The following is a 22,101-nucleotide window of genomic DNA, read 5'->3' as shown; positions in this document are numbered from 1 at the left end:
GGTCGGGGCGTCGTCCCCGGTCAGCGGCGGCTGCGCCGCATGGTGCCCACCACGGAGACGGCCAGCAGCAGGGCGAACCCCGCCCCGGCGGACTCGCCGACCGAGGCGACGAAGCCCTGCTGCTGGACCAGCCAGCCGTACAGGAACCAGCCGACGAGGACGGCGGCGGCGAGCCCGTAGCCGACCACGGTGGCCGTGCTGACCGCGATGCCGGGCCCGGGCTCGTCCCCGGCTGCTGCCACCTCGTGGTCGACGCTCATCGCCGCCTCCTCGGAGCCAGGCTGGTCGGGTGCCGGGGCTGGTCGGGTGCCGGGCGGATCGCGGGCCGGGCGATCGCGGGCTGGCCGGATCGCGGGCCGGGCGGATCGCGGGCCGGGCGGTCAGGTGCCGGGGCGGCGGCCGAAGAGGACCACCCGGCTGCCGACCTTGCCCAGCTCCCACGCCCGGCGGGCGTCGGCGGGGAGCAGGTTCACGCAGCCGTGCGAGCCGATCGACTTCTCGTGCAGGTAGGTGGTGGTCTGGTGGTAGCCCATCCCCCGGGTGAAGTGCTGCCAGTACGGCAGCCACACCTCGTACGGGTCGGACCACTCCTTGATGTTCCGGTAATTGATCTTGTAGGTGCCGGCGGGGGTGGCGTACCCCGGCATGCCCGTCCGGGTCACCGTCGGGCCCCAGACGACCTTCCCACCGCGCACCGCCCAGGTGGTCTGCCGGGTGAGGTCGATGCAGAACGTGGTGCCGGACGACGCGGCCTTGCACCGGCGGGTGTCGGTGGTGGCCAGCCGCTTCGACACGTCGTACGTGGTGGGGCCGGCGCGGCCGGCGGCCGGGCGGATGTCGTACCGCTGCTGGAACTTCTTGATCGCGGCGCAGTCGGCGGCGGACTGGCGGCCGTCCACGGTCACCCGCCCGAACCCGCCCAGCTTCGCGAGGTAGGTCTCCACCTCGCGCTGGTGCTCGCCCTGCGGGCAGCCGGCGGCCGGCCTCGGCGCGGTCGGCGCGGCCCGCTCGGGGGCCGTCGTCCGGGTCGGTGTCGGCGTCGGCCTGGGTTTCGGCTTCGCCTTCGTCGGGGTGGGGTTCGGCCGGGTCCGCTGGTCGGGGTCGGACGAGCCGCCCGCCCCCGTTCCCTGCTCGGCCGAGCCGGCCTGGGCGAGCCCTCCTCCACGGCCACCCGGGTCGGCCTGGCGATCGGGCGTGCACGAACCGACGCCGACCAGCGTGACCACAGCCAAGGCGACGACCCTGGCGGTGAGCGGAACCTGTCTCATGAGGCCTCCCAGGGTGGTCGTCCCTCTGCTAGACGCCGGGCGTACGGGAATGGTTGCACCCTCGTGTCCGATTTTCTGCCCTCATCCGCTTCCGTGCAACACTGGATGGTCGGCCCGGGGTCACCTGGACACCCGCGAGGCGGCCGGCGACCAGGCAAGGAAAGGACGCTGGTGTGAGCGGTGGACCACTGATCGTTCAGTCGGACAAGACCCTGCTGCTGGAGATCGACCACCCCGACGCCCAGGCCTGCCGGATGACGATCGCCCCGTTCGCCGAGCTGGAGCGCTCCCCCGAGCACGTGCACACGTACCGGCTGACCCCGCTGGGGCTGTGGAACGCGCGGGCCGCCGGCCACGACGCCGAGGGCGTGGTGGACTCGCTGATCAAGTACTCCCGCTACCCGGTGCCGCACGGGCTGCTGGTCGACGTGGCCGAGACGATGGACCGGTACGGCCGGCTGCAACTCGCCAACGACCCGGCGCACGGGCTGGTGCTGCGGGCGCTGGACCGGATGGTGCTGATCGAGGTCGCCAAGAGCAAGAAGCTCGCCGGGATGCTCGGCGCGAAGCTCGACGACGACACGATCGCGGTGCACCCGTCCGAGCGGGGCCGGCTCAAGCAGGCGCTGCTGAAGCTCGGCTGGCCGGCGGAGGACCTGGCCGGGTACGTCGACGGCGAGGCGCACCCCATCGAGCTGGCCGAGGCGGGCGAGGGCGGCGGGAAACCGTGGACGCTGCGGTCGTACCAGCGGGAGGCCGTGGAGGCGTTCTGGGCCGGCGGGTCGGGCGTCGTGGTGCTGCCCTGCGGCGCGGGGAAGACGCTCGTGGGTGCCGCCGCGATGGCCGAGGCGAAGGCGACCACCCTGATCCTGGTGACCACCACCGTCGCCGGCCGGCAGTGGAAGCGGGAGTTGATCGCCCGCACCTCGCTCACCGAGGAGGAGATCGGCGAGTACTCGGGCGAGCGCAAGGAGATCCGCGCGGTCACCATCGCCACGTACCAGGTGCTCACCTCGCGGCGCGGCGGCGCGTTCACCCACCTGGACCTGTTCTCCGCCCGCGACTGGGGCCTGGTCGTCTACGACGAGGTGCACCTGCTGCCCGCGCCGATCTTCCGGTTCACCGCCGACCTCCAGGCCCGCCGCCGGCTGGGCCTGACCGCCACCCTGGTACGCGAGGACGGCCGGGAGGGCGACGTGTTCAGCCTCATCGGCCCCAAGCGGTACGACGCGCCGTGGAAGGACATCGAGTCGCAGGGCTGGATCGCCCCGGCCGAGTGCACCGAGGTGCGGGTGACGCTCACCGACGCGGAGCGGATGTCGTACGCGACGGCGGAGGCCGAGGAGCGCTACCGGATGGCGGCGACCGCCCGCACCAAGCTGCCCGTGGTGAAGGCGCTGGTGGACCGGCACGCGGGCGACCAGGTGCTGGTCATCGGCGGATACATCGACCAGTTGCACCAGCTCGGCGAGTACCTCGACGCCCCGATCGTGCAGGGGTCCACGACCAACAAGGAACGGGAGCGGCTGTTCGACGCGTTCCGGTCCGGCGAGGTGCGGACGCTGGTCATCTCGAAGGTGGGGAACTTCTCCATCGACCTGCCCGAGGCGGCGGTGGCCATCCAGGTGTCCGGGACGTTCGGGTCGCGGCAGGAGGAGGCGCAGCGGCTCGGCCGGGTGCTCCGGCCGAAGGCCGACGGCCGGCAGGCGCACTTCTACACGGTCGTCTCCCGGGACACCATCGACACCGAGTACGCCGCCCACCGGCAGCGCTTCCTGGCGGAGCAGGGGTACGCGTACACGATCGTCGACGCCGACGACGTCCTCGGCCCCAAGCTCCCCACGGTCGACTGACCGCACACCCGTCAGGCGGCTCGGAGCCTCCGCAGGACGTACTGGTTGAGGCTCATGTCGACTTAAGACCGACGCGGGCGGCAGCTAAGTCTAGGGCGCTCTACTTATTGCATCTAGTAGACTAGACTAAACTGCGTGAAGCGGGTTGACCTGATCAACAAGATCGGCAAGGCGGCTGCCGATGCCGGCGTGACCTTCGAAAAGGTCCGCGAGGGTGGCAGCCACACGATCTACAGGTACGGCCCGCAGAACATCGTCATACCTCGACACAAGGAGATCAACGAACTCACGGCGCGGGGTATCCTGCGCAGCCTGGGCTTGAGGTGAGAGGGGGCCGTCGTCGATGAGGTACACCGCCAGATGCGTACGCTCGGGCGCTTGGTGGGCGATCAGCGTGCCAGAGATCAAGGGCGTGTTCTCCCAAACTCGTCGTCTCGACCAGGTCGAAGAGATGGCACGTGAAGCCATCGCCCTCATGCTCGACGTCGACCCGCACAGCTTCGACGTCGACGTGCAGCCCGACCTGCCGCAAGAGGTGGCCCGCGCCCGCAGGGCCCGCAGCGCGTTGCGCAAGGCCGAAGAGTCAGCCGAAGAGGCGACTGTCACCGCCGCACGCGCACTACTCGAAAAGGGCTACACGGTCCGAGACGCGGGCACGCTTCTTGGCATCTCCCCGCAGCGCGTGTCGCAGCTAGCGCCGAAAAAGGCTGCGGCCGGCAAGGTCAGCAAGCGCGGGAAAGCCTCTTTCACTCAGGACCACGGGATCGCCGCCGCTTGATACGGCGATCTCCGGCACCGAAACGACCTCCAAAGCCAGCGGCACGGCATCCGGGGCCCGCCGCCGGCTGGGGCCTGACCGCCACCCTGGCGGAATCCGAGGAGCGCTACCGGATGGCGGCGACCGCCCGCACCAAGCTGCCCGTGGTCAAGGCGCTCGTCGGCCGACACGCGGACGACCAGGTATTGGTCATCGGTGGGCACATCGACCAGCTGCACCAGCTCGGCGAGTACCTCGACGCCCCGATCGTGCAGGGGTCCACGACCAACAAGGAACGGGAGCGGCTGTTCGACGCGTTCCGGTCCGGCGAGGTGCGGACGCTGGTCATCTCGAAGGTGGGGAACTTCTCCATCGACCTGCCCGAGGCGGCGGTGGCCATCCAGGTGTCCGGGACGTTCGGCTCCCGGCAGGAGGAGGCACAACGATTGGGCCGGGTACTACGGCCAAAGGCCGACGGCCGACAAGCACACTTCTACACCGACGACGTCCTCGGCCCGAAGCTCCCGACGGTCGACTGACCCGCTCCGGTCAGGCGGCGCGGAGCCTCCGCAGGACGTACTGGTTGAGGCTCATGCCGTCCTCGGCGGCCTGCACGGCGAGTTCCCGGTGCAGGCTCTCGCCGACGCGGAGGTTGAACTTGCCCGAGTAACTGCGCTCGGCGAACGGCTGCGGCACCTGCTCGCCCTGCTCTTGCATGTCCTCGATCACCTCACGCAGCAGATCCTCAAGCCCTTGCAGAGCCTCGATCTGGGAGGGCGCCAGCCAGGAGAGAGAGGGAAACTCGGCACAGGTGGCGACGAATTCGCGATCCTCGGCGGACCAGGTGACGCGGTAGGTGTAGTGGGTGATTTCGGGACGGGGATCGGGCTGCATCACATGGCCTCCTTCTTGTCGATCGCCTTGAGCACTTGCCGGACCTGGTATGCCTTCGCCTTGCCTTTGTCGTTCTGGATATTCACGCGTGGGTCGCCCGCCCAGGGCGTCTTGAACACCGCATGAGAGCTGCCGGCTTGTCGTGGCTTCCCGAAGTAGTGTTCGCAGGCCCGGTAAAGATCGTTGTAGGCGATGTTCTGCTGATTGGTCCGCATCGCTGCAACGAGCTTGTCCATGGACCGCACACGGTCGATGGTACTACCAGCGGTACCACGGTCGCAAACACTCCGCGCTGCACCTGCTGTCAGCCTCGGGCCCCAAGCGGTACGACGCGCCGTGGAAGGACATCGCGCTGTCGTCGGTTCCCGAGCCGTCGCCGACTCAGCGGCTCAGCACGGTCTCCCGTGTCATGTGCGACAGCTTCTCGGGATTGCGTACGGCGTAGAGCCCGGTGATGCGGCCGTCGTCGACGCGCACCGCCAGGACGGTGTCGAGTTCCCCGTCGAGTCGGACAATCAGCGCCGGACTGCCGTTGACGTGCGCCGGCCGCAGCGACAAGAGGTGCGCGCCCCGGCTCCACCCGCCGGCCAGCAGGCGGGCGACCTTGTCGGCCCCCACGATGGGCCGCAGGACGGCCTGCCTGACTCCGCCACCGTCGCCGAGAAGGACGACATCCGGGGCGAGAATGTCGAACAGGCGCTGCAGATCACCGGTTTCGACCGCCCGCTGGAACGCATCGAGCGCGTTCCGGGTCTCGACCGCCGGAACGACCCTGCGCGGCCGGCGCGCCGCGACGTGTGCCCGGGCCCGGTGTGCGATCTGCCGGACCGCGGCCGGGCTCTTGTCGACGGCTTCGGCGATCTCGTCGTACCCGAGGTCGAACACCTCGCGTAGCACGAACACCGCGCGTTCGGTCGGCGCGAGCGTCTCCAGCACCAGCAGCATCGCCATCGAGACGCTGTCGGCCAACGCGACGTCCTCGGCCACGTCGGGCGCGGTGAGCAGGGGCTCGGGCAGCCAGGGGCCGACGTAGGACTCCTTGCGGCGGCCGAGCGTACGCAGCCGGGCGAGTGCCTGGCGGGTGGTGATCCGGACAAGGTAGGCACGCCGGTCCCGCACCGTGCCGAGCTCGACGCCCGCCCACCGCAACCACGTCTCCTGCAGGACGTCCTCCGCGTCGGCGGCCGAGCCGAGCATCTCGTACGCGACGGTGAACAGCAGGTTCCGGTGGGCGAGGAACGCCTCGGTGGCCGGGTCCGGCAGCTCGGCGCCCCGGCCTCCGTCGGCTGCGGTCTGCGGTGTGCCCACCATGGGTGACTCCCGTTCACTCTCGACTGCGTCACCCATCAGACGCCGAACCCCGCCGGCGTGTGACACCTCGGGCTGTGGCAGTCGTCACCCGCCCCGGCCGTCACAGGGACCCGAACGCCGGCATCTCGTGTTCGTCCGACCGACCCCCACGAGTGAAGGACGGCACCATGGACGCCCGATTCAACCTGTTCGACAACGAGCTCGCCACGAGGTTCGCCAAGCGGTTCGCCAACGCCGGCATGGTGATCCATCAGTCGCCGCTGCCGACGTCCACGCAGGAGCTGGTGTCGCTGCGCGCCAGCCAGATCAACGGCTGCGGCTGGTGCATCGACATGCACACCAAGGAGGCCACAGCCGCCGGTGAGACCTCGGTCCGGCTCAACCTGGTCGCCGCCTGGCGCGAGTCCACCGTCTTCACCGAGGCCGAGCAGGCCGCGCTGGCGCTCGCCGAAGAGGGCACCCGGCTCGCCGACGCCCACCAGGGCGTGTCCGACGAGACCTGGGCCCAGGTACGCAAGCACTACGACGACGACCAGATCGCCGCGCTGGTCGCCCTGATCGCCCTGATCAACGCCGCCAACCGGCTGGCCGTGATCGTGCACCAGCGGGGCGGTTCCTACCAGCCCGGCATGTTCGCCGCCGCGTTCGACTGACGCGCTTCCGCCATGTCGGCGAGATGGCGGTATCGGGCCACCCCGACACCCCACATCGCCGACATGGCAGTCGGCACGGCTTACCCGGCGCCGCCGCCCGGCCGCGTCAGGGGCGGCGGCGCAGGTAGCGGGCGCGGCGGCCGGCGTCGCGGAACCCGAGCCCCCGGTACAGCCCGGCGGCCGGGTTGTTGTCGTTGACGCAGAGCCACGCCTCCCCGGCACCGTCGCCGGCCAACGACCGCAGCGCGACGGCCATCAGGTGCGCCCCGACCCGCCGCTGCCGCCAGCCGGGAACCACGCCCACCTGGTCGACCCAGTTGTCGACGACGTTGAGGAAGCCGACGGCGGTGCCGTCGGGACCGCGGGCGATCAGCGACAGGTCCGGCCGGTACCCGTCGTCGTCCCACAGCTCGCCCAGCCACTCCTCGGCCTCGGGTGCCCGGAATCCGGGCCGCTCGGCGAAGGACGCCCGGTACGTTTCGAACAGCTCGGGGCCGGCCTCCCGCACCACCGGCCCGGTGCGTACCCCGTCGGGCGGCGGCACGTCCGGCAGGGCGGCAAGGTCGTGCCGCAGCACCCACTCGACGAAGGTCCGCTCGAAGCCGCGCGCCACGAACAGGGCGTCCGCGCCGGGGCTCCAGGACTCGGTGGTCAGCAGCAGCTCGGCACCCCCGGCCTGCTCGCCCGCCCAGTCCAGCAGCCGACCGCCGAGGCCCCGCCCGCGCCAACCCGGATGCACCAGGCCGGTGCTGGTGGCCGGCTCCCGGCCGGTACCCACGCCGACGGCCGCGACCAGGCGGCCATCGTGCCAGGCACCGAGGGTACGAGTCTGCAACAGCCGGGCCCGCAGCAACGGGGGACGGGCGAACAGCGGCAGCCCGCCGTCGACGGCAAGGCATCCCCCGGCCAGCTCCGTGAGCGCCGCGAGGTGCTGCTCGCCGACATCCCCCCAGGTGAGGGCGTCCACACCCATATCCGTCTGGTCCACCGGGGTCCCTTCCTCGTCCTGCCCGCCGAGAGAAGTAGGCGTCGCGGAACCCGGTGCCGTCAAAGGGTTTCCGGGCGGCCCGACGGCGCTCAGAGCGCCCGGGTGATCCCCTCGGCGGCGATCAGGGCGTCCCGCCGGGCCGGGTCGAGGTTGGCGCAGACCACCACGGACGCGCCAGCGACCAGCGGCGCGAGCAGCCACTTCACCGGCTCCTCGTAGTCCGGGCGGTCCACCAACAGCCGGTCACCGGGGCGCAGGCCCAGCGAATCGGCGATGTGCCGGGCGATCTCGCCCCACGCGTGATAGCTCGTGCCGTCCGGGGTGGCCGCGAACGACGGGTGCACCGCCGCGTACCCCGGTGGGGCCGTGTCCTGCCGGCTCACCTCGGCGAGCCAGTCCCGCCACCCCTCGGGCACCTCGGCGCGCGGATGACCGAGGCCGAGCACGAACCGGTGCCGCCCCTCGGGCACGTCCTCCAGCCAGTCGTCCAGCCGCGCCCACGACACGAGCACCGCGTCCAGCGGCTCGTCGGCACCCTGCTCCAGGACCGGCAGCCCGGCGGTCGCCCGGGACCGGGCCGACACTGCCACGCCGATCGACCAGGCACCCAGCAGCACGGCGGCGGTCTGCCAGTGCGCCGGCAGCAGCACGGCCGCCCGGTCGCCGACGCCCAGCCCGCAGTCGTCGCGCAGCAGGGCGGCGGCGCGGGCGGCCCAGTCGCCCAACTCGGCGGCGGTCAGGTCGACGCGCTCGCCGGTGGCGTCGTCGCGGAAGGTGAACAGTGGACGGTCGACATCACCGGCCGGCGAGGGCGGGGACGGAACGGTCGCCGTGACCGCCGGGACAGTGGCCTGCTCCACGTGACACTCCTCGGGTCGGTGAACTCGTGGCGAGCAAGAACGGCTCGGCCCTGACCGGGGCCGCCGGCCCGTCGCGGCACCCCGGGCAGCGCGGCAGTGGACCGCCCACCAGCCTAATCAGGGTTGGGGGGACTCCGCGACGAAGACGCCTCGACCCGGACGACCGACCAGCACACCCTGCTCCCGCAACGTCGCTACCGCGCGGTGAATCGTCGAGAGCGACAGGTCGTAGTGGTCAGCCAGCTCCTGGGTGGACGGTATCTGTGCCCCGGGCTGGAGCTCGCCCACCTCGATCCGCCTCAGCAGATCCTTGATCAACTCACCCATGGTCGGCGGAATCGGCACGTGGAGGCCCCTTGCAGTCGGTTGGCGCTCCCAGTATCGAGCACGAGGTGAAAGAGCGGCAACAACTGGAAGGGAAGCAGCAGGCAGCATGTCAGCGAGATTTGATAGGTACGAGAGCGTTGACAGAGGTGATAGGTGTCGGTAGCGTCACTGTCGGTGATGCGGTGCTGCTGCGGTCGGTTGGCACCTCTCGTACCGGTTCGCATCGCCGCCGGAAGACCCCACCCCGCGCCACTCCCCCGGCGCGGCCCTGCCGCCGTACCGCCGTTCGTGGCTGCGGCGGCCGGGCAGGGCGGCCTCCGCCGACTCGGACCGGCGGGGGCCGCCCCTCCACTTCGACGTGAACCCGACGAAGGGCGGTCCCCCGTGCGCCACCTGACCCGTTGGCTGACCGGCCGACAGCAGAGAACGAAACAACCCCTGCGCCCCGCGCAGGTCCGCGACCGGCGGTTCACCGTCCGCCGGCACGGGCTCGACCCGTTCGAGATCCGCGCCTTCCTGCACGAGGTCGCCGACGAGCTGGCCGTCGCACAGGCCGCCGCCGTCGCGGTACGGGAGGAGAACGTACGCATCCGGCGGGCGCTGCACACGTGGCAGGGCGGGCAGTCCGGAAAGCACCGGTACCGATGAGCGATCGCTGGGTGGTCCACCTGCCGATCACCGCGCCCGATCTGCTCCGGGCGCGGGTCTTCGCTCGAACGGCGGCCCGCCTGCTGGCCCGGCTCAGCGCCCGCGTCGAACCTGGCGGGGTGACGGTCTCGGCCGAGGACGAGCAGAACGTACGCCACTGGGTCTTCTGCGACCGGCTGCTACCCGACCGCGCGCGGTGCACCCTGCCGGCCGATCACATCTCGCCCTGCTCTCGCCGTGACCGATGGATCAGTAGGGGGTGAGCGGAGTGGCTTAGTGCGGTCCTCATGATCACCCCCGCGTGCGCGGGGAGCAGAACGCTGGATTCCCCTCAGGAGGAGCGCTGGAGGATCATCCCCGCGCACGCGGGGTGATCCCGTGGTGAGCCAGACCATGGCGGGCACGGGACTCTGCTCCCCGCACGGGACAGGTGTCTGCCCTGACGAATTACCCTCACGAGTGGGGTTGCCCAGGGGACGGGCGCGGGACTGGGCGGGCTGCGGGTGGCGCGGGCGCGAGTGACCGACGGGGAAAGGGCACGCCCGGCAAAAGTCGCGGAGTGTCCGGTGCCGCCCATGCCGAAGCCGCGAGCCCGGATGCCTCCGGTGCGGCAGTCACCGCGCATCTGGCCGTTCCGTCCCGCCGCAGGCCCCACCCCACGGAAGCCCCCTCCCGCCCCGCTGCGCCCCGCTATGCCCCGCCCCGCCCCGCTATGCCCCGTCCCGCCCCGCCCCGCCCCGCCCCTAGCCTGAACCCGCCCAAAGTTGGTCCACTTTCCAGGAATACCGTTCCGCCAATTAGGATGGCCGGAGATCTTGGAAGATTTCGGCCCCTCCAGGGGCCATTTCGTTCCAAGATCTTCTACGCGGTCAGTCGTGAATCGGGTCGGCGTCGGAGAATGGCGCTTCTGGTTGGGGTGCGCGGCACGATGGCCCGGGCCGTGGTTCGAGAACTTGATGACCTTCAGAGAAGTCCTGCCTGCGCTTCTCTTACCAGCAAGGGCGTGCCTCCGCCGGTTCTCGCACAGCCCGGACAGGACCGTTCCGCCGGCCGGCGATCTTGATCGATCCGGGGCCGAGGACGACCACCACCCCTGAGCTGTCCGGTGCGACCTGGCGCAGGTCACCCGGCTCAAAGAGGCACGGCAGCGGTGGTTAGGACGCTCTCGCATCGAGAGGACCTGGCGGGTCCCGATGCCGCCTCGACGAGTCCCGGCAGCGCCGTTCGGGCGACGCGTTGGATCAGGGGCCGGCCGCACAGGTTCGGCGAGGATCAACGCTGGACCGTGGCACGGGTGTCGGACCTCCACCCGACGAGATCACGCCCAGTCCACCACACCCGGTGACGAGCGCCCGCTACGCCTGATCGCTGGTCGCGTCGGACGAGGTGCCGAGGTGCCGGGGAGCGCCGGCGACCGCCCTTCGATCCCGCAGCAGCCAGTCCTTGAGCGAAGTCCGCCACCACCACAGGGCGGTCACCGCGACCAGCGACAGCAACACGGCGGCCAGCAGGATCGACAGCCAGCGGGCGACGTCGCTCCCCCGGCTGGCTGTACCACTCCCGGATGCCACCTCAGGTGGAGCGGCGGCGGCCGGATCGACCGATGGCAGTGCGACGGGAGACGGAAGAGCGCCCTCCCTGTCCGGCAATCGTCCGTATCGCACCTCGTCGCCGACCGCGTCCCACGGCAGCACCAGATACCAGCCGACCTGCAACCGGTTGGGGTCAGTGAGGACGCCACCGTCCGGTTGCACCCGGTTCACGTTCAGCCGGTAGAGCTCACCGGCACGCGACTCGTCGCCGAGGATCCGGCCGGCGACGGTGGCGAGCGTTTCGTCAACCCTCGATTCGCCCACCATGCAGTACTTGGCGAAGCCTGACTCGGCGGTGGCGTGGCCGGTCGACCGCCCCGGTAGAGCGATCTGGCTCCCGGCAACGACCAGCACCAGCGCCGCAGCCAGCATGGACAGCCTCCGGTGTATCGCGGGCACCACATCCTCCTCCGCCGGGAACTGAACGCTCGCACCCGTGAATCGTCCTGCGTGACGGCTTCGTTGACGGTCGTGCCTGGACAGGCGGCGGAGCCAACGACAACATCCGGCAGGCGGGACGGGCAAGCCCTGTTTCCCGGCTATCCTTCCACTGCCTCGGACCAAGAGTCATCGGGATCTATGCTGCGGTACCGACCGCAGCAGACTTCCGCCCCCAGGCCCAGCGCCCGCGACGACTGAGAGGGTGTCCTTGATGAGCCTGCCCTGGATGGGCGCGCAGCGCGCACGGTGGCGTGTGGCGCTGGCCGCCGCCGCTGTGATCGTCGTGGGTGGCGCCGGAACGGCCATCGTGGTGAGCAGTCTGAACGACATGGACCAGGGCGACCCGCCCGCCGTGGCAGTACCGTCGGACTACCGCCGGCCGATCGCCGAGGCCGCCGAGTCCTGCCCCGCTCTGACGCCGGCACGGTTGGCCGGGCAACTCATGGTGGAGTCGCGGTTCGTCGCCGACGCAGTCAATGGCCGTGCCGGTCGTGGCCTGGCCGGGCTGACCGACGACGCCTGGCGCGCCTGGCAGCCCTGGGCGGGAGCCGACCGGCTGGATGCCGGGGCCAACGTCGCGGCGCTGGCGCACTACCTCTGCCACCTGGCCGGGCAGGTCCAGGCGGCGAAGATCGAGGGAGAGGAGTGGCGGCCGGCCGTGGCCGCCTATCGTTCGGGACTGGCAGCAGTGCTCTCGGCTCGTCGCGTCCCCGACGAGGCGCGCGACTACGTGGATCGAGTGGAACGGTACGCCTCCTGGTACGCGCGGAACACGACCTTCCACGATCAGCCGCTGTTGGCGGCCGATGCCGACGAGACCACGTTGGCCTTGCCCACCGCCGGCAGCACGCCGTCGCCTCAGGCATCCTCCGCTCGCCGCAACGTCACGTCCGCCTCTCCCCGCGCCGACACCGCACGGTCGTCCCAGGCATCCTCCGCTCGCCGCAACGTCACGTCCGCCTCCCCGACCTCGTCGTCCCGGGCCAGCAAACCGTCGACGGGCGGCACCCTGTTCAACGACGAGTACCACGGCTGTCTGAGTGCCAACCGATCCCAGGACGGCACACATTTGATCATGACGGGATGCAATGCCTCGTCGGTCCAGCACTGGGAACCGCGGCCCGACGGCACGATCCGGTCTTCTGGGCTGTGCATGGATGCAGCCAACGCCGCGACTACGGACTTCACCCCGGTACAGGTTGCCAGGTGCCAAGGCAATCCGGCCCAGCTATTCCGTATCAGGGGGAAGCAGATCTACAGCTCGTACGCTGACAAGTGCGTCAATGTCCACTACACCCCGGGTGAAGGTACGACGATCGTGCTCTTCTCCTGCCTGAACCAAAGCAACCAGTACTTCCGCCTCCGGAGCCAATGAGACTGAGGTACTCGTCGACAAGGTGCCCGCCTCACACCTCGGGGCCGCCGTCGAACAGCGGGGCGAGCAGGTCGCCCCGCTTCTCCACCCGCTTCAGCACCTCCGCAGCGGTATAGGGGCGAGCCGCCGGCCGCTTGCCAGCGGCACCGGCGGAAACCTCGTCCCAGGTCAGCGGCGTCGACACGGCCGGCACCGGCTGGGCCCGCAGCGAGTACGGCGACACCGTCGTCTTCGCGGCGTTGTTCTGGCTCCAGTCGATGAACACCTTCCCGCCACGCAGGTTCTTCGCCATCCTCGACAAGATCAGCTTCGGGTGCTCCGACTCCAGTTCCTGGGCGATCCGCTTCGCGTAGTCGGACACGAGATCAGAGGACTGGGTGCCAGCGATCGGGCAGCACAACTGCATGCCCTTCTTCCCGGACGTCTTCGGGTACGAGTCGATGCCGTCCGAGGCGAGCCGGTCGCGCAGCAGCAGCGCCACCTCGCAGCACTCCCGCAGCCCAGCCGGCAGCCCCGGGTCGAGGTCGACGACCATCGTGTCCGGGTGGGCGCCGATCCTCCACTGCGGGGTGTGCAGTTCCAGGGCGGCGAGGTTCGCCAGCCAGACCAGGGTCGGCAGGTCGTCGGCCACCACGTAGTCGATGGTCTCCCGGCCCTTGCTCGACCCGGGGACGGGCAGCGTCTCGGTGTGCACCCAGTCGGGGGTGGCGGCCGGGGCGTTCTTCTCGAAGAAGGAGCCGCCTTCGACGCCGTTCGGGTACCGGATCCGGGTGAGCGCCCGGTCGGCCAGGTGCGGCAGGAGCACCGGGGCGATCCGGGTGTAGTAGTCGATCACCTCGCCCTTGGTGAACCCGGCGTCGGGATAGAGCACCTTGTCCAGGTTGGACAGGTCCAGCGCGCGCCCCTGCACGTCGACGCGGAACCGCTCACCCGGCATCGTCCACCTCCTGCGGCGGCTTGTCCGGGCGGAGCCGCAGCACGCGGGGGAAGCGCAGCCGGCCGTCCGGGGTGCGCTGACCGTACTTCACCTCGACCACCACCGCGGGCCGTACCCAGATGGCGGCCCGGGCGTCCTCGCGCGGCACGTCGCCGGAGAACGGCGACTCCCCGGAGCGCAGCGGCTCCAACTCGCGCAGCAGCTCCCGTTCGATGGCCGCGCCGATGCCCCCGCCGACGCGGCCCCGGTAGACGAGCCGCCCGTCGGGGCCGGGCACCCCGATCAGCAGCCCACCGATCCTGCGCGCGCCGGGTCGCCAGCCGCCCACCACGAAGTCGCCGGTCACCTCCAGCTTGACCTTCACCCAGTCCGGCGAGCGGACCCCGGGCCGGTAGGCCGAGCCGGCCCGCTTGGCCATCACCCCTTCGAGGCCGTGCTCGCCGGCCGCCTCGTAGGTGGCCGGCCCGTCGGTGAAGGTCGGCGGCACCGCCCACCGGGCGGCCCCGAGGCCCAGCCCGTCCAGCAGTTCGCGCCGCTGCCGCCACGGCCGCCCCGTCAGGTCCGCGCCATGCAGCCGGAGCAGGTCGAAGATCATGTACGTCACCGGCACGGTCGCCGCGAGCCGGGCCGCCTTCGCCGCGTCCCGCACGTGCATCCGTTCGGCCAGCGCGGTGAACGAGGGCTGGCCGGCCTGGTTGAGCAGCACCACCTCGCCGTCGAGCAGCGCGTCGTCGACCTGCTCGGCGAGGGTGATCAGCTCGGGGTACGCGGCGGTGATCTGCGCGCCGGATCGGGCGTACAGGTGTTGCCGGCCGGCGGTGATGTCGGCCAACGCGCGGACGCCGTCCCACTTGAACTCGTACGCCCAGTCGGCGCCGGCGGGCAGTGGGCCGGTCATCGCGAGCATCGGCTTCAACGGCGCGCCGGGCATTTCTCGACTGTAGTAGGGCAATCGAAGTGCTCGCGCCCGCTTCGATCCTTTGGGATCCTGAGCTGAACCGGGGAAAGGGGCGGGGTATGCGGGCGATCTGGAAGGGGGCGGTCTCGTTCGGGCTGGTCTCGATCGCGGTGAAGCTCTATTCGGCCACCGAGGAGAAAGATATCCGCTTCCACCAGGTGCACCGGGAGGACGGCGGGCGTATCCGCTACAAACGCACCTGTTCCGTCTGCGGTGAGGAGGTCACCTACGACGACATCGCCAAGGGGTACGACATCGGCGGCGGCGAGATGGTGATCCTGACCGATTCCGACTTCGCCGACCTGCCGCTGACCACCTCACGCGCCATCGACGTGCTGGAGTTCGTCCCGGCGGAGCAGGTCGACCCGATCCTCTACAACAAGGCGTACTTCCTGGAGCCGGAGGGCGCGGCGACCAAGCCGTACGTGCTGCTGCGCGACGCGCTCGCCGACTCGGAGCGGGTGGCGATCGTCAAGGTGGCGCTGCGCCAGCGGGAGCAGTTGGCCACCCTGCGGGTCCGCGAGGGGGTGCTGCTGCTCAACACGATGCTGTGGCCGGACGAGGTGCGTACCCCGGACTTCGGCTTCCTGGGCGAGGACCTGAAGATCCGTCCCCCGGAGTTGGCGATGGCCAGCTCGCTGATCGACTCGATGGCCGGGGAGTTCGAGCAGGACGCCTTCACCGACGACTACCGGGCGGCGTTGCAGGAGGTCATCGACGCGAAGGTGCAGGGCCGGGAGGTCGTCCAGCCGGAGGAGGTCGAGGAGGCCCCGGCCGCGGCGGTGGACCTGATGGCCGCGCTGAAGGCGTCGGTGGAGCGGGCCCGGGCGGCGCGCGGCGAGCAGCCGGAGGCCGGCGGTGGGGAGCCGACCCCGATCACCTCGGCCCGGTCGGCGCAGAAGGCGGCCAAGGCCCCGGCGAAGAAGACCGCCGAGAAGGAGCCGGCCGCGAAGAAGGCCGCCGGGAAGAAGAAGGCCGAGGGTACGAAGAAGGCGGCCGAGAAGAAGGCCCCGGCCAGGAAGGCCGCGCCGAAGAAGGCCCCCCGCAAGACCGCCTAGCGGTTCGGCGGGGCCCGGTCGTGCGTCGGCCCCGCCGCACGCGTCAGCCTCGGCCGAGCTTCTGGGTGGGGGTGACCCGGACGATCACCCGCTCCTCGCCGGGCTGCCGGAACGGGTAGGTGTCCTGCCCGAGGTACTTCTGCGCCATCCGGTCGATGTGCTCGTCGGCGCCCTCCTCGACCAGTTCGGTGGTGCCCTTCACCCACAGGGTGCGGAAGTCGTCGGCCTTGTCGACGACGGAGACCGCGACCATCGGGTTGCGCTGGATGTTGTTGTACTTCTGCCGGCCCTTGGCCGTGTTGAACACGATGTGCTGGCCGTCGGTGTCCACCCACACCGGCGTCACGTGCGGGGTGCCGTCCGGCTCGATGGTGGCCACGTGGGCGAGCTGCGGCTCGGCCAGCAGGGCCAGGTCTGCTTCGGTGAGGATCGCCATGGTCGTGAAACTACCCCCGTCGGGAGCCCCGCACCCGGGCAACCGTGGCCAAAGCGGTAGGGACCGGACGGGACAGACGGGCGGGGCGGGCGGGAACGGGACGGCCGGGGCGGGACGGGCGCCGGCCGAGGCAGCACCGAGGGGAACAAGGCGGGTACCGTGTGCGCTGGCCTCGGCAGCGGCCGCCGGGCCCCCACCTCTTGATCAGGGAGTCGACGTGAGCGAGCGTGTGCAGAACCGGTCGGCGGGCCAGGGCCCGGGCGGCAAGGCGGAGCGGCGACTGGCCGTCCAGCTGGCGGCGAAGAAGGCCGCCGAGGCGAAGCGCCGCCGGCAGTCCATCCTCGGCGCGCTCTCCGGCCTCGCCGTCGTGGCGATCCTGATCGGCGTCTTCGTCGTCGTGAACCAGGGCGACGACGACACGACGGAGAAGACCGCGTCGGTCCCGTCGGCCGGGGCCAACGCCTCGTCGGCCGAGCCCACCGCGCCGCCCGCCCCGCAGCTTCCCGAGGGGGCGGACCCGGCGCTGGCCACCAAGCCGAAGGTCGAGGCGGGCAAGGGCGAGCTGAAGAAGCTCGTCGTGACCACCCTGATCAAGGGCAAGGGCCCGGTGGTCAAGTCCGGCCAGCAGATCACCACCAACTACGTGGGCGTGTTCTACAAGGACGGCAAGGAGTTCGACGCGTCCTGGAAGACCGGCCAGCCGGCCACCTTCCCGATCGGCAACGGCAGCGTCATCAAGGGCTGGGACCAGGGCCTGGTCGGGGTGAACGTGGGCAGCCGGGTGCAGCTCGACCTCCCCGCCGAGCTGGCGTACGGCAACGACGCCTCCGGCGGCCGACCGGCCGGGCCGCTGCGGTTCGTCGTCGACGTGCTCGCCGCCCAGTAGTCCGCAGTCATGCGGTAGTTCACAGCGGTCTTCCTTCCGGTCGCCCACGACCAGTAGGTTCGGGGTCACCGTGGGCGGTTCCGGCCGTGCCACGGTGATTCCCGACCCGACGCGGAGGTGCACGTGGCGGCGCTGGACGACCCGGGTCTCGCCCGGCTGATGTGGACACACTTCGAGCCGGTGCACGCGGTCACCTACTTTCATCCGCGCGCCCGTGCCGCCTACGAGGCGGTCGGGCTGCGCGGCTACTGGCGGGGCTACTTCGCCGGCCGGTCCGCCCCGCTGGGCGCCACCGAGGCGGCCCCGGTGGTCGCGGCGTTCTTCAGCTTCGCCCCGCACATGGTGGCCCGGGCGCTGCCGGCGGTGTGGCGGCTGGCCACCCCGGAGGAGACGCTGCGGGCCCGGCTCACCGGGGCGGTGCAGGCGCTGGCCGAGCTGACGTACGAGCTGCCGGAGGGGCACCTCGCCGAGGCCGCCGGGCTGCTGGAGACGGCCGCCTGTGCGGCGCAGCCCGCCGGCCGGGTGCTGGGCGCCGCGAATGCCGCCCTGCCGGCCGCCGAGTACCCGCTGGCCCGGCTCTGGCAGGCGGCCACCACCCTGCGCGAACACCGGGGCGACGGGCACGTCGCCGCGCTGGTCGCGGCAGGCCTGGACCCGGTGGAGACGCTGGCCTGGAAGGTGGCCGACGGCATGGCGCCGGTGAACCTGCTGGGCCGGGGCTGGTCCGAGGAGCAGGGGCGGGCGGCGGCGGGCCGGCTGGCCGAGCGGGGCTGGCTGACGCCCGACGGCGAACCGACCGGGCACGGCCGGGCCGCGTTCCGGGCCGTCGAGGACGCCACCGACCTGGCGGCCACCCACCCGTGGCGGGCACTCGGCGCGGACCGCACCGAGCGGCTGCGGGAGCTGCTCGAACCGATCGCCCGCGCCGGCCACACGCTGATCCCGCCGGGCAGCCCGATCGGCCTGCCCCCGCTGCCGGCCTGACCCCGGCCCGCCGCCCCGGCTGGGGCAGGATGGGAGCGTGGCTGATGCGGTGGTCTTCGACCTGGACGGCGTGATCGTGGACTCCGAGCCGGTCTGGGAGGAGGTCCGCCGGGCGTACGTGGCGGCGCACGGCGGCGGCTGGCAGCCGGACACCCAGCGCCGGCTGATGGGGATGAGCACCGGCGAATGGGCCCGGTACCTCAGCGGCGAGCTGGGCGTCGACCGGACAGCCGAGCAGGTCGCCGCCGAGGTGGTCGACGAGATGACCCGGCGGTACGCGGAGCGCGTACCGGTGATCGACGGGGCCGACCAGGTGGTGCGCCGGCTGGCGGCGCGGTGGCCGCTGGGGCTGGCGAGTTCCTCGCCGACCCGGCTGATCGCGGCGGCGCTGGCCGCGACGGGCCTGACCGACGCGTTCGGGGCGACGCTGTCGACCGAGGAGACCGCGCACGGCAAGCCCGCCCCCGACGTGTACCTGGCCGTCGCCGGGCGGCTCGGCGTCGACCCGGCCCGCTGCGTCGCGGTGGAGGACTCCTCCAACGGGGTACGGTCGGCCGCCGCCGCCGGGATGCGGGTGGTGGCGGTGCCGCACGGGGCGTACCCGCTGGACCCGGACGCCGAGCGGCTCGCGGCCGTGGTGCTGCCGACGGTGGGCGACCTGACCCCGGCGGTCGTCGCCGGCCTCGGCTGAGCGATGCCGGTCGGGGTGGGCGCTTCCGCTTACTGGGTGTTGACGATCAGCCCGATGTGGGTGAAGTAGTTCAGCGCGCCGAAGAGTAGGAACACCAGCCCGGCCAGCCCCCAGGTGATGCCGACGACGAGCAGCAGCGGACGGGCCAGCCGTCGGATCGCGAACGGGAAGACCACGGCGCCGATTCCGACCAGCACGTAGAGCCCGGAGATGAAGGTCGCCTCCAGCCACGGGTAGTCGGCGAACTCACCCGAGATCGGTTCCTCGGGCGGTGCCGCGAACAGGGTGTAGGTCCAGCCGGCGGCGGCGATGGCGAAGCAGGAGAGCCCGAGTGCGAACACGAACACGGCGCTCGGGCCGAGCAGTTGGCGGACCAGTTGGAGGCGGTGGCCGGGGTCTGCGGGTGGGTCGGCCGCGAGCATCGGGCCGCGTTTCCAGAACACCAGCGCCGCACCGAGCATGAGTACTCCGAAGGCCAGCGCCGGCTCCCCGAAGATGATGTTGTCGAAGGCGAAGCCGCCGCTGGCCAGGGGCCAGGTGAGCGTCATGTGCAGGCCGGTCAGGGCGAGGATGATGCCCGGGACGGCGAAGGCCATCGCCCAGCCGTCTGTGGCGATGTCCCGGCCTTGCACCAACTGTCGGGCGAACATGACCACCAGGAGCAGGCCGACTCCGGCCGAGAGCGCCATGATCGTGTTGTAGGTGGGCATCTCCACCCAGTTGATCTTCAATCCGTCCTGCGCGAGCACGTTCATCACGCCCCCCAGAAACCGTTCCGGTGACGGCCGCTCGATACGGCCGTTTCTCCTCCGCCCTTCCTGCCGGACCGGGCGGCAGCACCGCCCTCAGAAAGTAACCGAAATTAATTCCGATTTTCCCGTTTCGCGGCATCTTGGCCATCGGCCGGCCCGGTGCAGCGGGGCCTTCTCGGCCACCGTCGGGGGACGGGGGTGGCATGAAGGGTGGGCCGCCGGGTACGGAGTTGGCTTCCGGAGGTTAGGGGGCGACGGCCGGGTCGGGGCGGTCTGCGTCTACGCCGACGACGGCGGGGACGAGGTGACCCTGCCGATCCGGCCGCTGATGGCGCCGAACGCCCGCTGGCAGTTCGTGCTGGTCTACCCGGCCCCGACGGCGGCGAAGGCGCAGGCCGTCAACGACGTGGCGGCGGCGGTGGCGCAGGGCGGCGTACGGGTGGGGGCGGAAGCCGGCCTGCCGCTGCACCACCACCCGCTGGCCGACACGGCGGTGGCGCATCGGGCCGTGGAGCGTTCGGTGGTCGGGAAGGTGCTGGTCAGCGCCGCCGACTGAGCGGCGTTCACCGGCTGTTTTCCCCGACGCCGGGACAGAGCCGAACAAGTTTCGTGACAATGGCAGTGCGGGGCCATGCCGTGGAGAAATCGGGCGGCCCGCGTGAGACGGGCGGCCCCGGCGCGGTGCGAACGCCGGGGCCGCCCCCTGGGCAGGGATGTTTAGGAGAACGTCCCCGCCCCTTCAGGCGACGATGCGCCTGAAAGCGCTACGGCGTTGTCAGCTCCCGGACACTCAGCCCGCCTTCGGCGTACCGGGAGCGGACCACCTTCTTGTCGAACTTGCCGACGCTGGTCTTCGGGACCTCGTCGATGAAGGACCACCGCTCCGGAAGCTGCCAGCGCGCCACCGACCTCGCGAGGAAGTCGCGCAGCTCCTCGGCGCTCACCTCGGTGCCCTCGCGGACCACCACGGTGGCCAGCGGGCGCTCGTCCCAGCGCTCGTCGGGCACGCCCACCACGCAGGCCTCCAGCACGGCCGGATGGGCCATCAGGGCGTTCTCCAGCTCCACCGAGGAGATCCACTCACCGCCGGACTTGATCACGTCCTTGGCCCGGTCGGTGAGCGTGATGTAGCCGTCGGGCGAGAGCGTGCCGACGTCGCCGGTGCGCAGCCAGCCGTCGCGGAACTTCTCCTCGTCCGGGGCGTCGTCCCCGACGTACCGGGAGGTCACCCACGGCCCGCGGACCTCCAGCTCGCCGACGGAGGTCCCGTCGGCGGGCAGCGGCTCGCCCAGCGGGCCGACGATCCGGGCGGCGACCCCGGCCGGGACCCGGCCCTGGGTGTACCGGTAGCGCCAGGCGTCCTCGCCGGTCGCGCCGGCCGGCGGCCGGGCCACCGAGCCGAGCGGCGACATCTCGGTCATCCCCCAGGCGTGGATGACGTCGATGTGGTGCCGGTCGTCGAACGCGTGCATCATCGCGGGCGGGCACGCCGACCCGCCGACGATCACCTCCTTCAGCGAGGAGATGTCCACGTCGTGGCCGTCGAGGTAGGCCAGCAGGTCGTTCCAGATGGTCGGCACCGCGCCGGCCAGGGTGGGCCGCTCGGCGGCGATCATCTCGGCGATCGGGGCGGCCTGGAGGAACCGGTCCGGCATGAGCAGCGACGCCCCGGAGAGGAACGCCGCATACGGCAGGCCCCAGGACATCGCGTGGAACATCGGCACGATGGTCAGCTCGCGGTGGGTCGGCCCGAGGCCGAATCCCTCCGGCAGGCAGACCTGGAGGGAGTGCAGGTAGATCGAGCGGTGCGAGTAGGCGACCCCCTTGGGGTTGCCGGTGGTGCCGGAGGTGTAGCAGAGGGCCGCGGCGTCGCGCTCGTCCAGCTCCGGCCAGTCGTAGACCTCCGGCTTGCCGGCCAGCAGGGCGTCCCAGTGGTGTACGGCGATCCGGTCGCCCGCCGCCGCCACCAGCGGGGCGGGGTCGCCGCCGCCGACCACCACCACGTGCCGCACGGTGGCCAGCTCGCCGATGACCCGGGCCAGCAACGGGATCAGCGTCGAGTCGACCAGCACCACCCGGTCCTGCGCGTGGTTGGCGATGTAGGTGACCTGGTCGGGGAAGAGCCGGATGTTGAGCGTGTGCAGCACCGCGCCCATGCTCGGCACGGCGAAGTACGCCACCAGGTGCTCGGCGTTGTTCCACATGAACGTGGCGACCCGCTCGTCGCCGGTCACCCCGCACTCGTCGCGCAGCGCGTGGGCCAGCCGGGCGGCTGTCCGCCCCACCTCGGCGTACGACATGCGGCGGGGCTCACCGCCGGTCCAGGTGACCACCTCGGCCGTGCCGTGCACCGTCGCGCCGTGGTCGAGGATCCGGGCGACCCGAAGGGGAGCGTCCATCATCGTGCTACGCATGAGTAAGAAGCTAGTGTC

The 22,101-nt window shown here is 71.4% G+C and carries 25 protein-coding genes and 2 pseudogenes; 13 read left to right on the top strand and 14 right to left on the bottom strand.

The genetic code is table 11. The features are described from left to right. Nucleotides 1-20 precede the first annotated feature (20 nt). Entirely contained in the window at nucleotides 21-260 is a 240-nt protein-coding gene (locus GVV04_RS17945; RefSeq protein WP_161689151.1) for a hypothetical protein, read from the bottom strand. Between the two features lie 120 nt (nucleotides 261-380). Further along, the gene (locus GVV04_RS17940; protein ID WP_161689150.1) at nucleotides 381-1,268 is read right to left on the bottom strand and encodes a L,D-transpeptidase family protein; all 888 of its coding nucleotides are present in this window, start codon (nucleotides 1,266-1,268) and stop codon (nucleotides 381-383) included. A gap of 173 nt (nucleotides 1,269-1,441) precedes the next feature. Here GVV04_RS17940 and GVV04_RS17935 point away from each other — a divergent pair, with 173 nt between their 5' ends. From GVV04_RS17935 to GVV04_RS17920, 4 genes and pseudogenes are all read left to right on the top strand, one after another. Then, nucleotides 1,442-3,121, top strand: coding sequence for a DNA repair helicase XPB (locus tag GVV04_RS17935; protein WP_161689149.1), 1,680 nt, complete (start codon nucleotides 1,442-1,444; stop codon nucleotides 3,119-3,121). A 135-nt stretch (nucleotides 3,122-3,256) separates the two neighbouring features. Further along, nucleotides 3,257-3,448: a type II toxin-antitoxin system HicA family toxin gene (locus GVV04_RS17930; protein WP_161689148.1), complete on the top strand. Its 192-nt coding sequence runs from the start codon at nucleotides 3,257-3,259 to the stop codon at nucleotides 3,446-3,448. 67 nt (nucleotides 3,449-3,515) lie between these two features. Continuing rightward, a complete protein-coding gene (locus tag GVV04_RS17925; protein WP_161689147.1) occupies nucleotides 3,516-3,899 on the top strand; it encodes a type II toxin-antitoxin system HicB family antitoxin in 384 nt (127 codons plus the stop codon). An 89-nt stretch (nucleotides 3,900-3,988) separates the two neighbouring features. Continuing rightward, a pseudogene (locus GVV04_RS17920) lies at nucleotides 3,989-4,417 on the top strand (helicase-related protein); the annotation flags it as partial. 10 nt (nucleotides 4,418-4,427) lie between these two features. Here the strand turns inward: GVV04_RS17920 and GVV04_RS17915 are convergent. The 3 genes from GVV04_RS17915 to GVV04_RS17905 all read right to left on the bottom strand — a co-directional run bounded on the left by GVV04_RS17915 (nucleotide 4,428) and on the right by GVV04_RS17905 (nucleotide 6,083). Beyond that, nucleotides 4,428-4,772, bottom strand: coding sequence for a type II toxin-antitoxin system HicB family antitoxin (locus GVV04_RS17915; RefSeq protein WP_161689146.1), 345 nt, complete (start codon nucleotides 4,770-4,772; stop codon nucleotides 4,428-4,430). Next, nucleotides 4,772-5,008: a toxin HicA gene (locus tag GVV04_RS17910; RefSeq protein ID WP_235966394.1), complete on the bottom strand. Its 237-nt coding sequence runs from the start codon at nucleotides 5,006-5,008 to the stop codon at nucleotides 4,772-4,774. Before GVV04_RS17910 ends, GVV04_RS17915 begins: the two co-directional genes overlap by 1 nt. 145 nt (nucleotides 5,009-5,153) lie before the next feature. Beyond that, nucleotides 5,154-6,083, bottom strand: a complete 930-nt coding sequence (locus GVV04_RS17905; RefSeq protein WP_161689145.1) for an RNA polymerase sigma-70 factor — start codon at nucleotides 6,081-6,083, stop codon at nucleotides 5,154-5,156. A gap of 167 nt (nucleotides 6,084-6,250) precedes the next feature. On the opposite strand from GVV04_RS17905, the gene GVV04_RS17900 reads away from it, so the two are divergent. Further along, the gene (locus GVV04_RS17900; protein ID WP_161689144.1) at nucleotides 6,251-6,736 is read left to right on the top strand and encodes a carboxymuconolactone decarboxylase family protein; all 486 of its coding nucleotides are present in this window, start codon (nucleotides 6,251-6,253) and stop codon (nucleotides 6,734-6,736) included. Nucleotides 6,737-6,842: 106 nt separating this feature from the next. On the opposite strand, the gene GVV04_RS17895 is transcribed toward GVV04_RS17900, so the two are convergent. The 3 genes from GVV04_RS17895 to GVV04_RS17885 form a co-directional block, all read right to left on the bottom strand. After that, nucleotides 6,843-7,724 carry a GNAT family N-acetyltransferase gene (locus tag GVV04_RS17895; RefSeq protein ID WP_328822433.1) on the bottom strand — a complete coding sequence of 294 codons (882 nt, stop codon included), beginning with the start codon at nucleotides 7,722-7,724 and terminating at the stop codon, nucleotides 6,843-6,845. Nucleotides 7,725-7,813: 89 nt separating this feature from the next. Beyond that, nucleotides 7,814-8,584 carry a TIGR03089 family protein gene (locus GVV04_RS17890; protein WP_161689143.1) on the bottom strand — a complete coding sequence of 257 codons (771 nt, stop codon included), beginning with the start codon at nucleotides 8,582-8,584 and terminating at the stop codon, nucleotides 7,814-7,816. 117 nt (nucleotides 8,585-8,701) lie between these two features. Next, nucleotides 8,702-8,929: a winged helix-turn-helix domain-containing protein gene (locus GVV04_RS17885; protein ID WP_328822432.1), complete on the bottom strand. Its 228-nt coding sequence runs from the start codon at nucleotides 8,927-8,929 to the stop codon at nucleotides 8,702-8,704. A gap of 366 nt (nucleotides 8,930-9,295) precedes the next feature. Here GVV04_RS17885 and GVV04_RS17880 point away from each other — a divergent pair, with 366 nt between their 5' ends. Both GVV04_RS17880 and GVV04_RS17875 read left to right on the top strand, forming a co-directional pair. Next, nucleotides 9,296-9,559, top strand: coding sequence for a DivIVA domain-containing protein (locus GVV04_RS17880; protein WP_161689142.1), 264 nt, complete (start codon nucleotides 9,296-9,298; stop codon nucleotides 9,557-9,559). Continuing rightward, nucleotides 9,556-9,822 carry a hypothetical protein gene (locus GVV04_RS17875; protein WP_161689141.1) on the top strand — a complete coding sequence of 89 codons (267 nt, stop codon included), beginning with the start codon at nucleotides 9,556-9,558 and terminating at the stop codon, nucleotides 9,820-9,822. The genes GVV04_RS17880 and GVV04_RS17875 overlap by 4 nt, the downstream gene beginning before the upstream one ends. 1,092 nt (nucleotides 9,823-10,914) lie before the next feature. Here GVV04_RS17875 and GVV04_RS17870 read toward each other — a convergent pair. Further along, nucleotides 10,915-11,550, bottom strand: coding sequence for a hypothetical protein (locus GVV04_RS17870; protein WP_161689140.1), 636 nt, complete (start codon nucleotides 11,548-11,550; stop codon nucleotides 10,915-10,917). 253 nt (nucleotides 11,551-11,803) lie between these two features. Here GVV04_RS17870 and GVV04_RS17865 point away from each other — a divergent pair, with 253 nt between their 5' ends. Then, nucleotides 11,804-12,967, top strand: coding sequence for a ricin-type beta-trefoil lectin domain protein (locus GVV04_RS17865; RefSeq protein ID WP_161689139.1), 1,164 nt, complete (start codon nucleotides 11,804-11,806; stop codon nucleotides 12,965-12,967). Nucleotides 12,968-12,998: 31 nt separating this feature from the next. Here GVV04_RS17865 and ligD (GVV04_RS17860) read toward each other — a convergent pair whose 3' ends face one another. Both ligD (GVV04_RS17860) and ligD (GVV04_RS17855) read right to left on the bottom strand, forming a co-directional pair. Continuing rightward, nucleotides 12,999-13,904: a non-homologous end-joining DNA ligase gene (gene ligD / locus GVV04_RS17860; RefSeq protein ID WP_161689138.1), complete on the bottom strand. Its 906-nt coding sequence runs from the start codon at nucleotides 13,902-13,904 to the stop codon at nucleotides 12,999-13,001. Next, a complete protein-coding gene (gene ligD / locus GVV04_RS17855) occupies nucleotides 13,894-14,835 on the bottom strand; it encodes a non-homologous end-joining DNA ligase (RefSeq protein ID WP_161689137.1) in 942 nt (313 codons plus the stop codon). Before ligD (GVV04_RS17855) ends, ligD (GVV04_RS17860) begins: the two co-directional genes overlap by 11 nt. 86 nt (nucleotides 14,836-14,921) lie before the next feature. Here ligD (GVV04_RS17855) and ku point away from each other — a divergent pair, with 86 nt between their 5' ends. Continuing rightward, complete coding sequence (gene ku / locus GVV04_RS17850) at nucleotides 14,922-15,920, top strand: non-homologous end joining protein Ku (RefSeq protein WP_161689136.1); 999 nt, start codon at nucleotides 14,922-14,924, stop codon at nucleotides 15,918-15,920. 43 nt (nucleotides 15,921-15,963) lie between these two features. Here the strand turns inward: ku and GVV04_RS17845 are convergent, their stop codons facing one another. Continuing rightward, nucleotides 15,964-16,356, bottom strand: coding sequence for a PPOX class F420-dependent oxidoreductase (locus GVV04_RS17845; RefSeq protein ID WP_161689135.1), 393 nt, complete (start codon nucleotides 16,354-16,356; stop codon nucleotides 15,964-15,966). Nucleotides 16,357-16,573: 217 nt separating this feature from the next. Here GVV04_RS17845 and GVV04_RS17840 point away from each other — a divergent pair, with 217 nt between their 5' ends. From GVV04_RS17840 to GVV04_RS17830, 3 genes are all read left to right on the top strand, one after another. Further along, nucleotides 16,574-17,242: an FKBP-type peptidyl-prolyl cis-trans isomerase gene (locus GVV04_RS17840; RefSeq protein WP_161689134.1), complete on the top strand. Its 669-nt coding sequence runs from the start codon at nucleotides 16,574-16,576 to the stop codon at nucleotides 17,240-17,242. Between the two features lie 159 nt (nucleotides 17,243-17,401). Beyond that, entirely contained in the window at nucleotides 17,402-18,226 is an 825-nt protein-coding gene (locus GVV04_RS17835; RefSeq protein WP_161689448.1) for an SCO6745 family protein, read from the top strand. 37 nt (nucleotides 18,227-18,263) lie between these two features. After that, the gene (locus GVV04_RS17830) at nucleotides 18,264-18,917 is read left to right on the top strand and encodes an HAD family hydrolase (protein WP_161689133.1); all 654 of its coding nucleotides are present in this window, start codon (nucleotides 18,264-18,266) and stop codon (nucleotides 18,915-18,917) included. 29 nt (nucleotides 18,918-18,946) lie between these two features. On the opposite strand, the gene GVV04_RS17825 is transcribed toward GVV04_RS17830, so the two are convergent. After that, on the bottom strand, nucleotides 18,947-19,672 hold the full coding sequence (locus GVV04_RS17825; RefSeq protein ID WP_161689132.1) for a DUF981 family protein: 726 nt from the start codon (nucleotides 19,670-19,672) through the stop codon (nucleotides 18,947-18,949). A 262-nt stretch (nucleotides 19,673-19,934) separates the two neighbouring features. Here GVV04_RS17825 and GVV04_RS17820 point away from each other — a divergent pair. Further along, nucleotides 19,935-20,225, top strand: a pseudogene (locus GVV04_RS17820) (NADPH:quinone reductase); the annotation flags it as partial. 208 nt (nucleotides 20,226-20,433) lie between these two features. Here GVV04_RS17820 and GVV04_RS17815 read toward each other — a convergent pair. Further along, the gene (locus tag GVV04_RS17815; protein WP_161689131.1) at nucleotides 20,434-22,083 is read right to left on the bottom strand and encodes a fatty acid--CoA ligase; all 1,650 of its coding nucleotides are present in this window, start codon (nucleotides 22,081-22,083) and stop codon (nucleotides 20,434-20,436) included. Nucleotides 22,084-22,101: the final 18 nt, after the last annotated feature.

The organism is Micromonospora rubida (assembly GCF_009908295.1).
GTDB lineage: Bacteria > Actinomycetota > Actinomycetes > Mycobacteriales > Micromonosporaceae > Micromonospora > Micromonospora rubida.
Note: the sequence above shows the minus strand (reverse complement) of the source record. Positions and strands in the feature narration are given on the sequence as shown.

Excerpts from the sequence above, each read along its gene's own strand:
- GVV04_RS17910 (WP_235966394.1), bottom strand. The coding sequence starts at position 5,008 with ATGGACAAGCTCGTTGCAGCGATGCGGACCAATCAGCAGAACATCGCC.
- GVV04_RS17875 (WP_161689141.1), top strand. The coding sequence starts at position 9,556 with ATGAGCGATCGCTGGGTGGTCCACCTGCCGATCACCGCGCCCGATCTG.
- GVV04_RS17835 (WP_161689448.1), top strand. The coding sequence starts at position 17,402 with ATGTGGACACACTTCGAGCCGGTGCACGCGGTCACCTACTTTCATCCG.
- GVV04_RS17825 (WP_161689132.1), bottom strand. The coding sequence starts at position 19,672 with ATGAACGTGCTCGCGCAGGACGGATTGAAGATCAACTGGGTGGAGATG.
- GVV04_RS17940 (WP_161689150.1), bottom strand. The coding sequence starts at position 1,268 with ATGAGACAGGTTCCGCTCACCGCCAGGGTCGTCGCCTTGGCTGTGGTC.
- GVV04_RS17815 (WP_161689131.1), bottom strand. The coding sequence starts at position 22,083 with ATGCGTAGCACGATGATGGACGCTCCCCTTCGGGTCGCCCGGATCCTC.
- GVV04_RS17915 (WP_161689146.1), bottom strand. The coding sequence starts at position 4,772 with ATGCAGCCCGATCCCCGTCCCGAAATCACCCACTACACCTACCGCGTC.
- GVV04_RS17865 (WP_161689139.1), top strand. The coding sequence starts at position 11,804 with ATGAGCCTGCCCTGGATGGGCGCGCAGCGCGCACGGTGGCGTGTGGCG.
- ligD (WP_161689137.1), bottom strand. The coding sequence starts at position 14,835 with ATGCCCGGCGCGCCGTTGAAGCCGATGCTCGCGATGACCGGCCCACTG.
- ku (WP_161689136.1), top strand. The coding sequence starts at position 14,922 with ATGCGGGCGATCTGGAAGGGGGCGGTCTCGTTCGGGCTGGTCTCGATC.
- GVV04_RS17845 (WP_161689135.1), bottom strand. The coding sequence starts at position 16,356 with ATGGCGATCCTCACCGAAGCAGACCTGGCCCTGCTGGCCGAGCCGCAG.
- ligD (WP_161689138.1), bottom strand. The coding sequence starts at position 13,904 with ATGCCGGGTGAGCGGTTCCGCGTCGACGTGCAGGGGCGCGCGCTGGAC.
- GVV04_RS17945 (WP_161689151.1), bottom strand. The coding sequence starts at position 260 with ATGAGCGTCGACCACGAGGTGGCAGCAGCCGGGGACGAGCCCGGGCCC.
- GVV04_RS17905 (WP_161689145.1), bottom strand. The coding sequence starts at position 6,083 with ATGGTGGGCACACCGCAGACCGCAGCCGACGGAGGCCGGGGCGCCGAG.
- GVV04_RS17900 (WP_161689144.1), top strand. The coding sequence starts at position 6,251 with ATGGACGCCCGATTCAACCTGTTCGACAACGAGCTCGCCACGAGGTTC.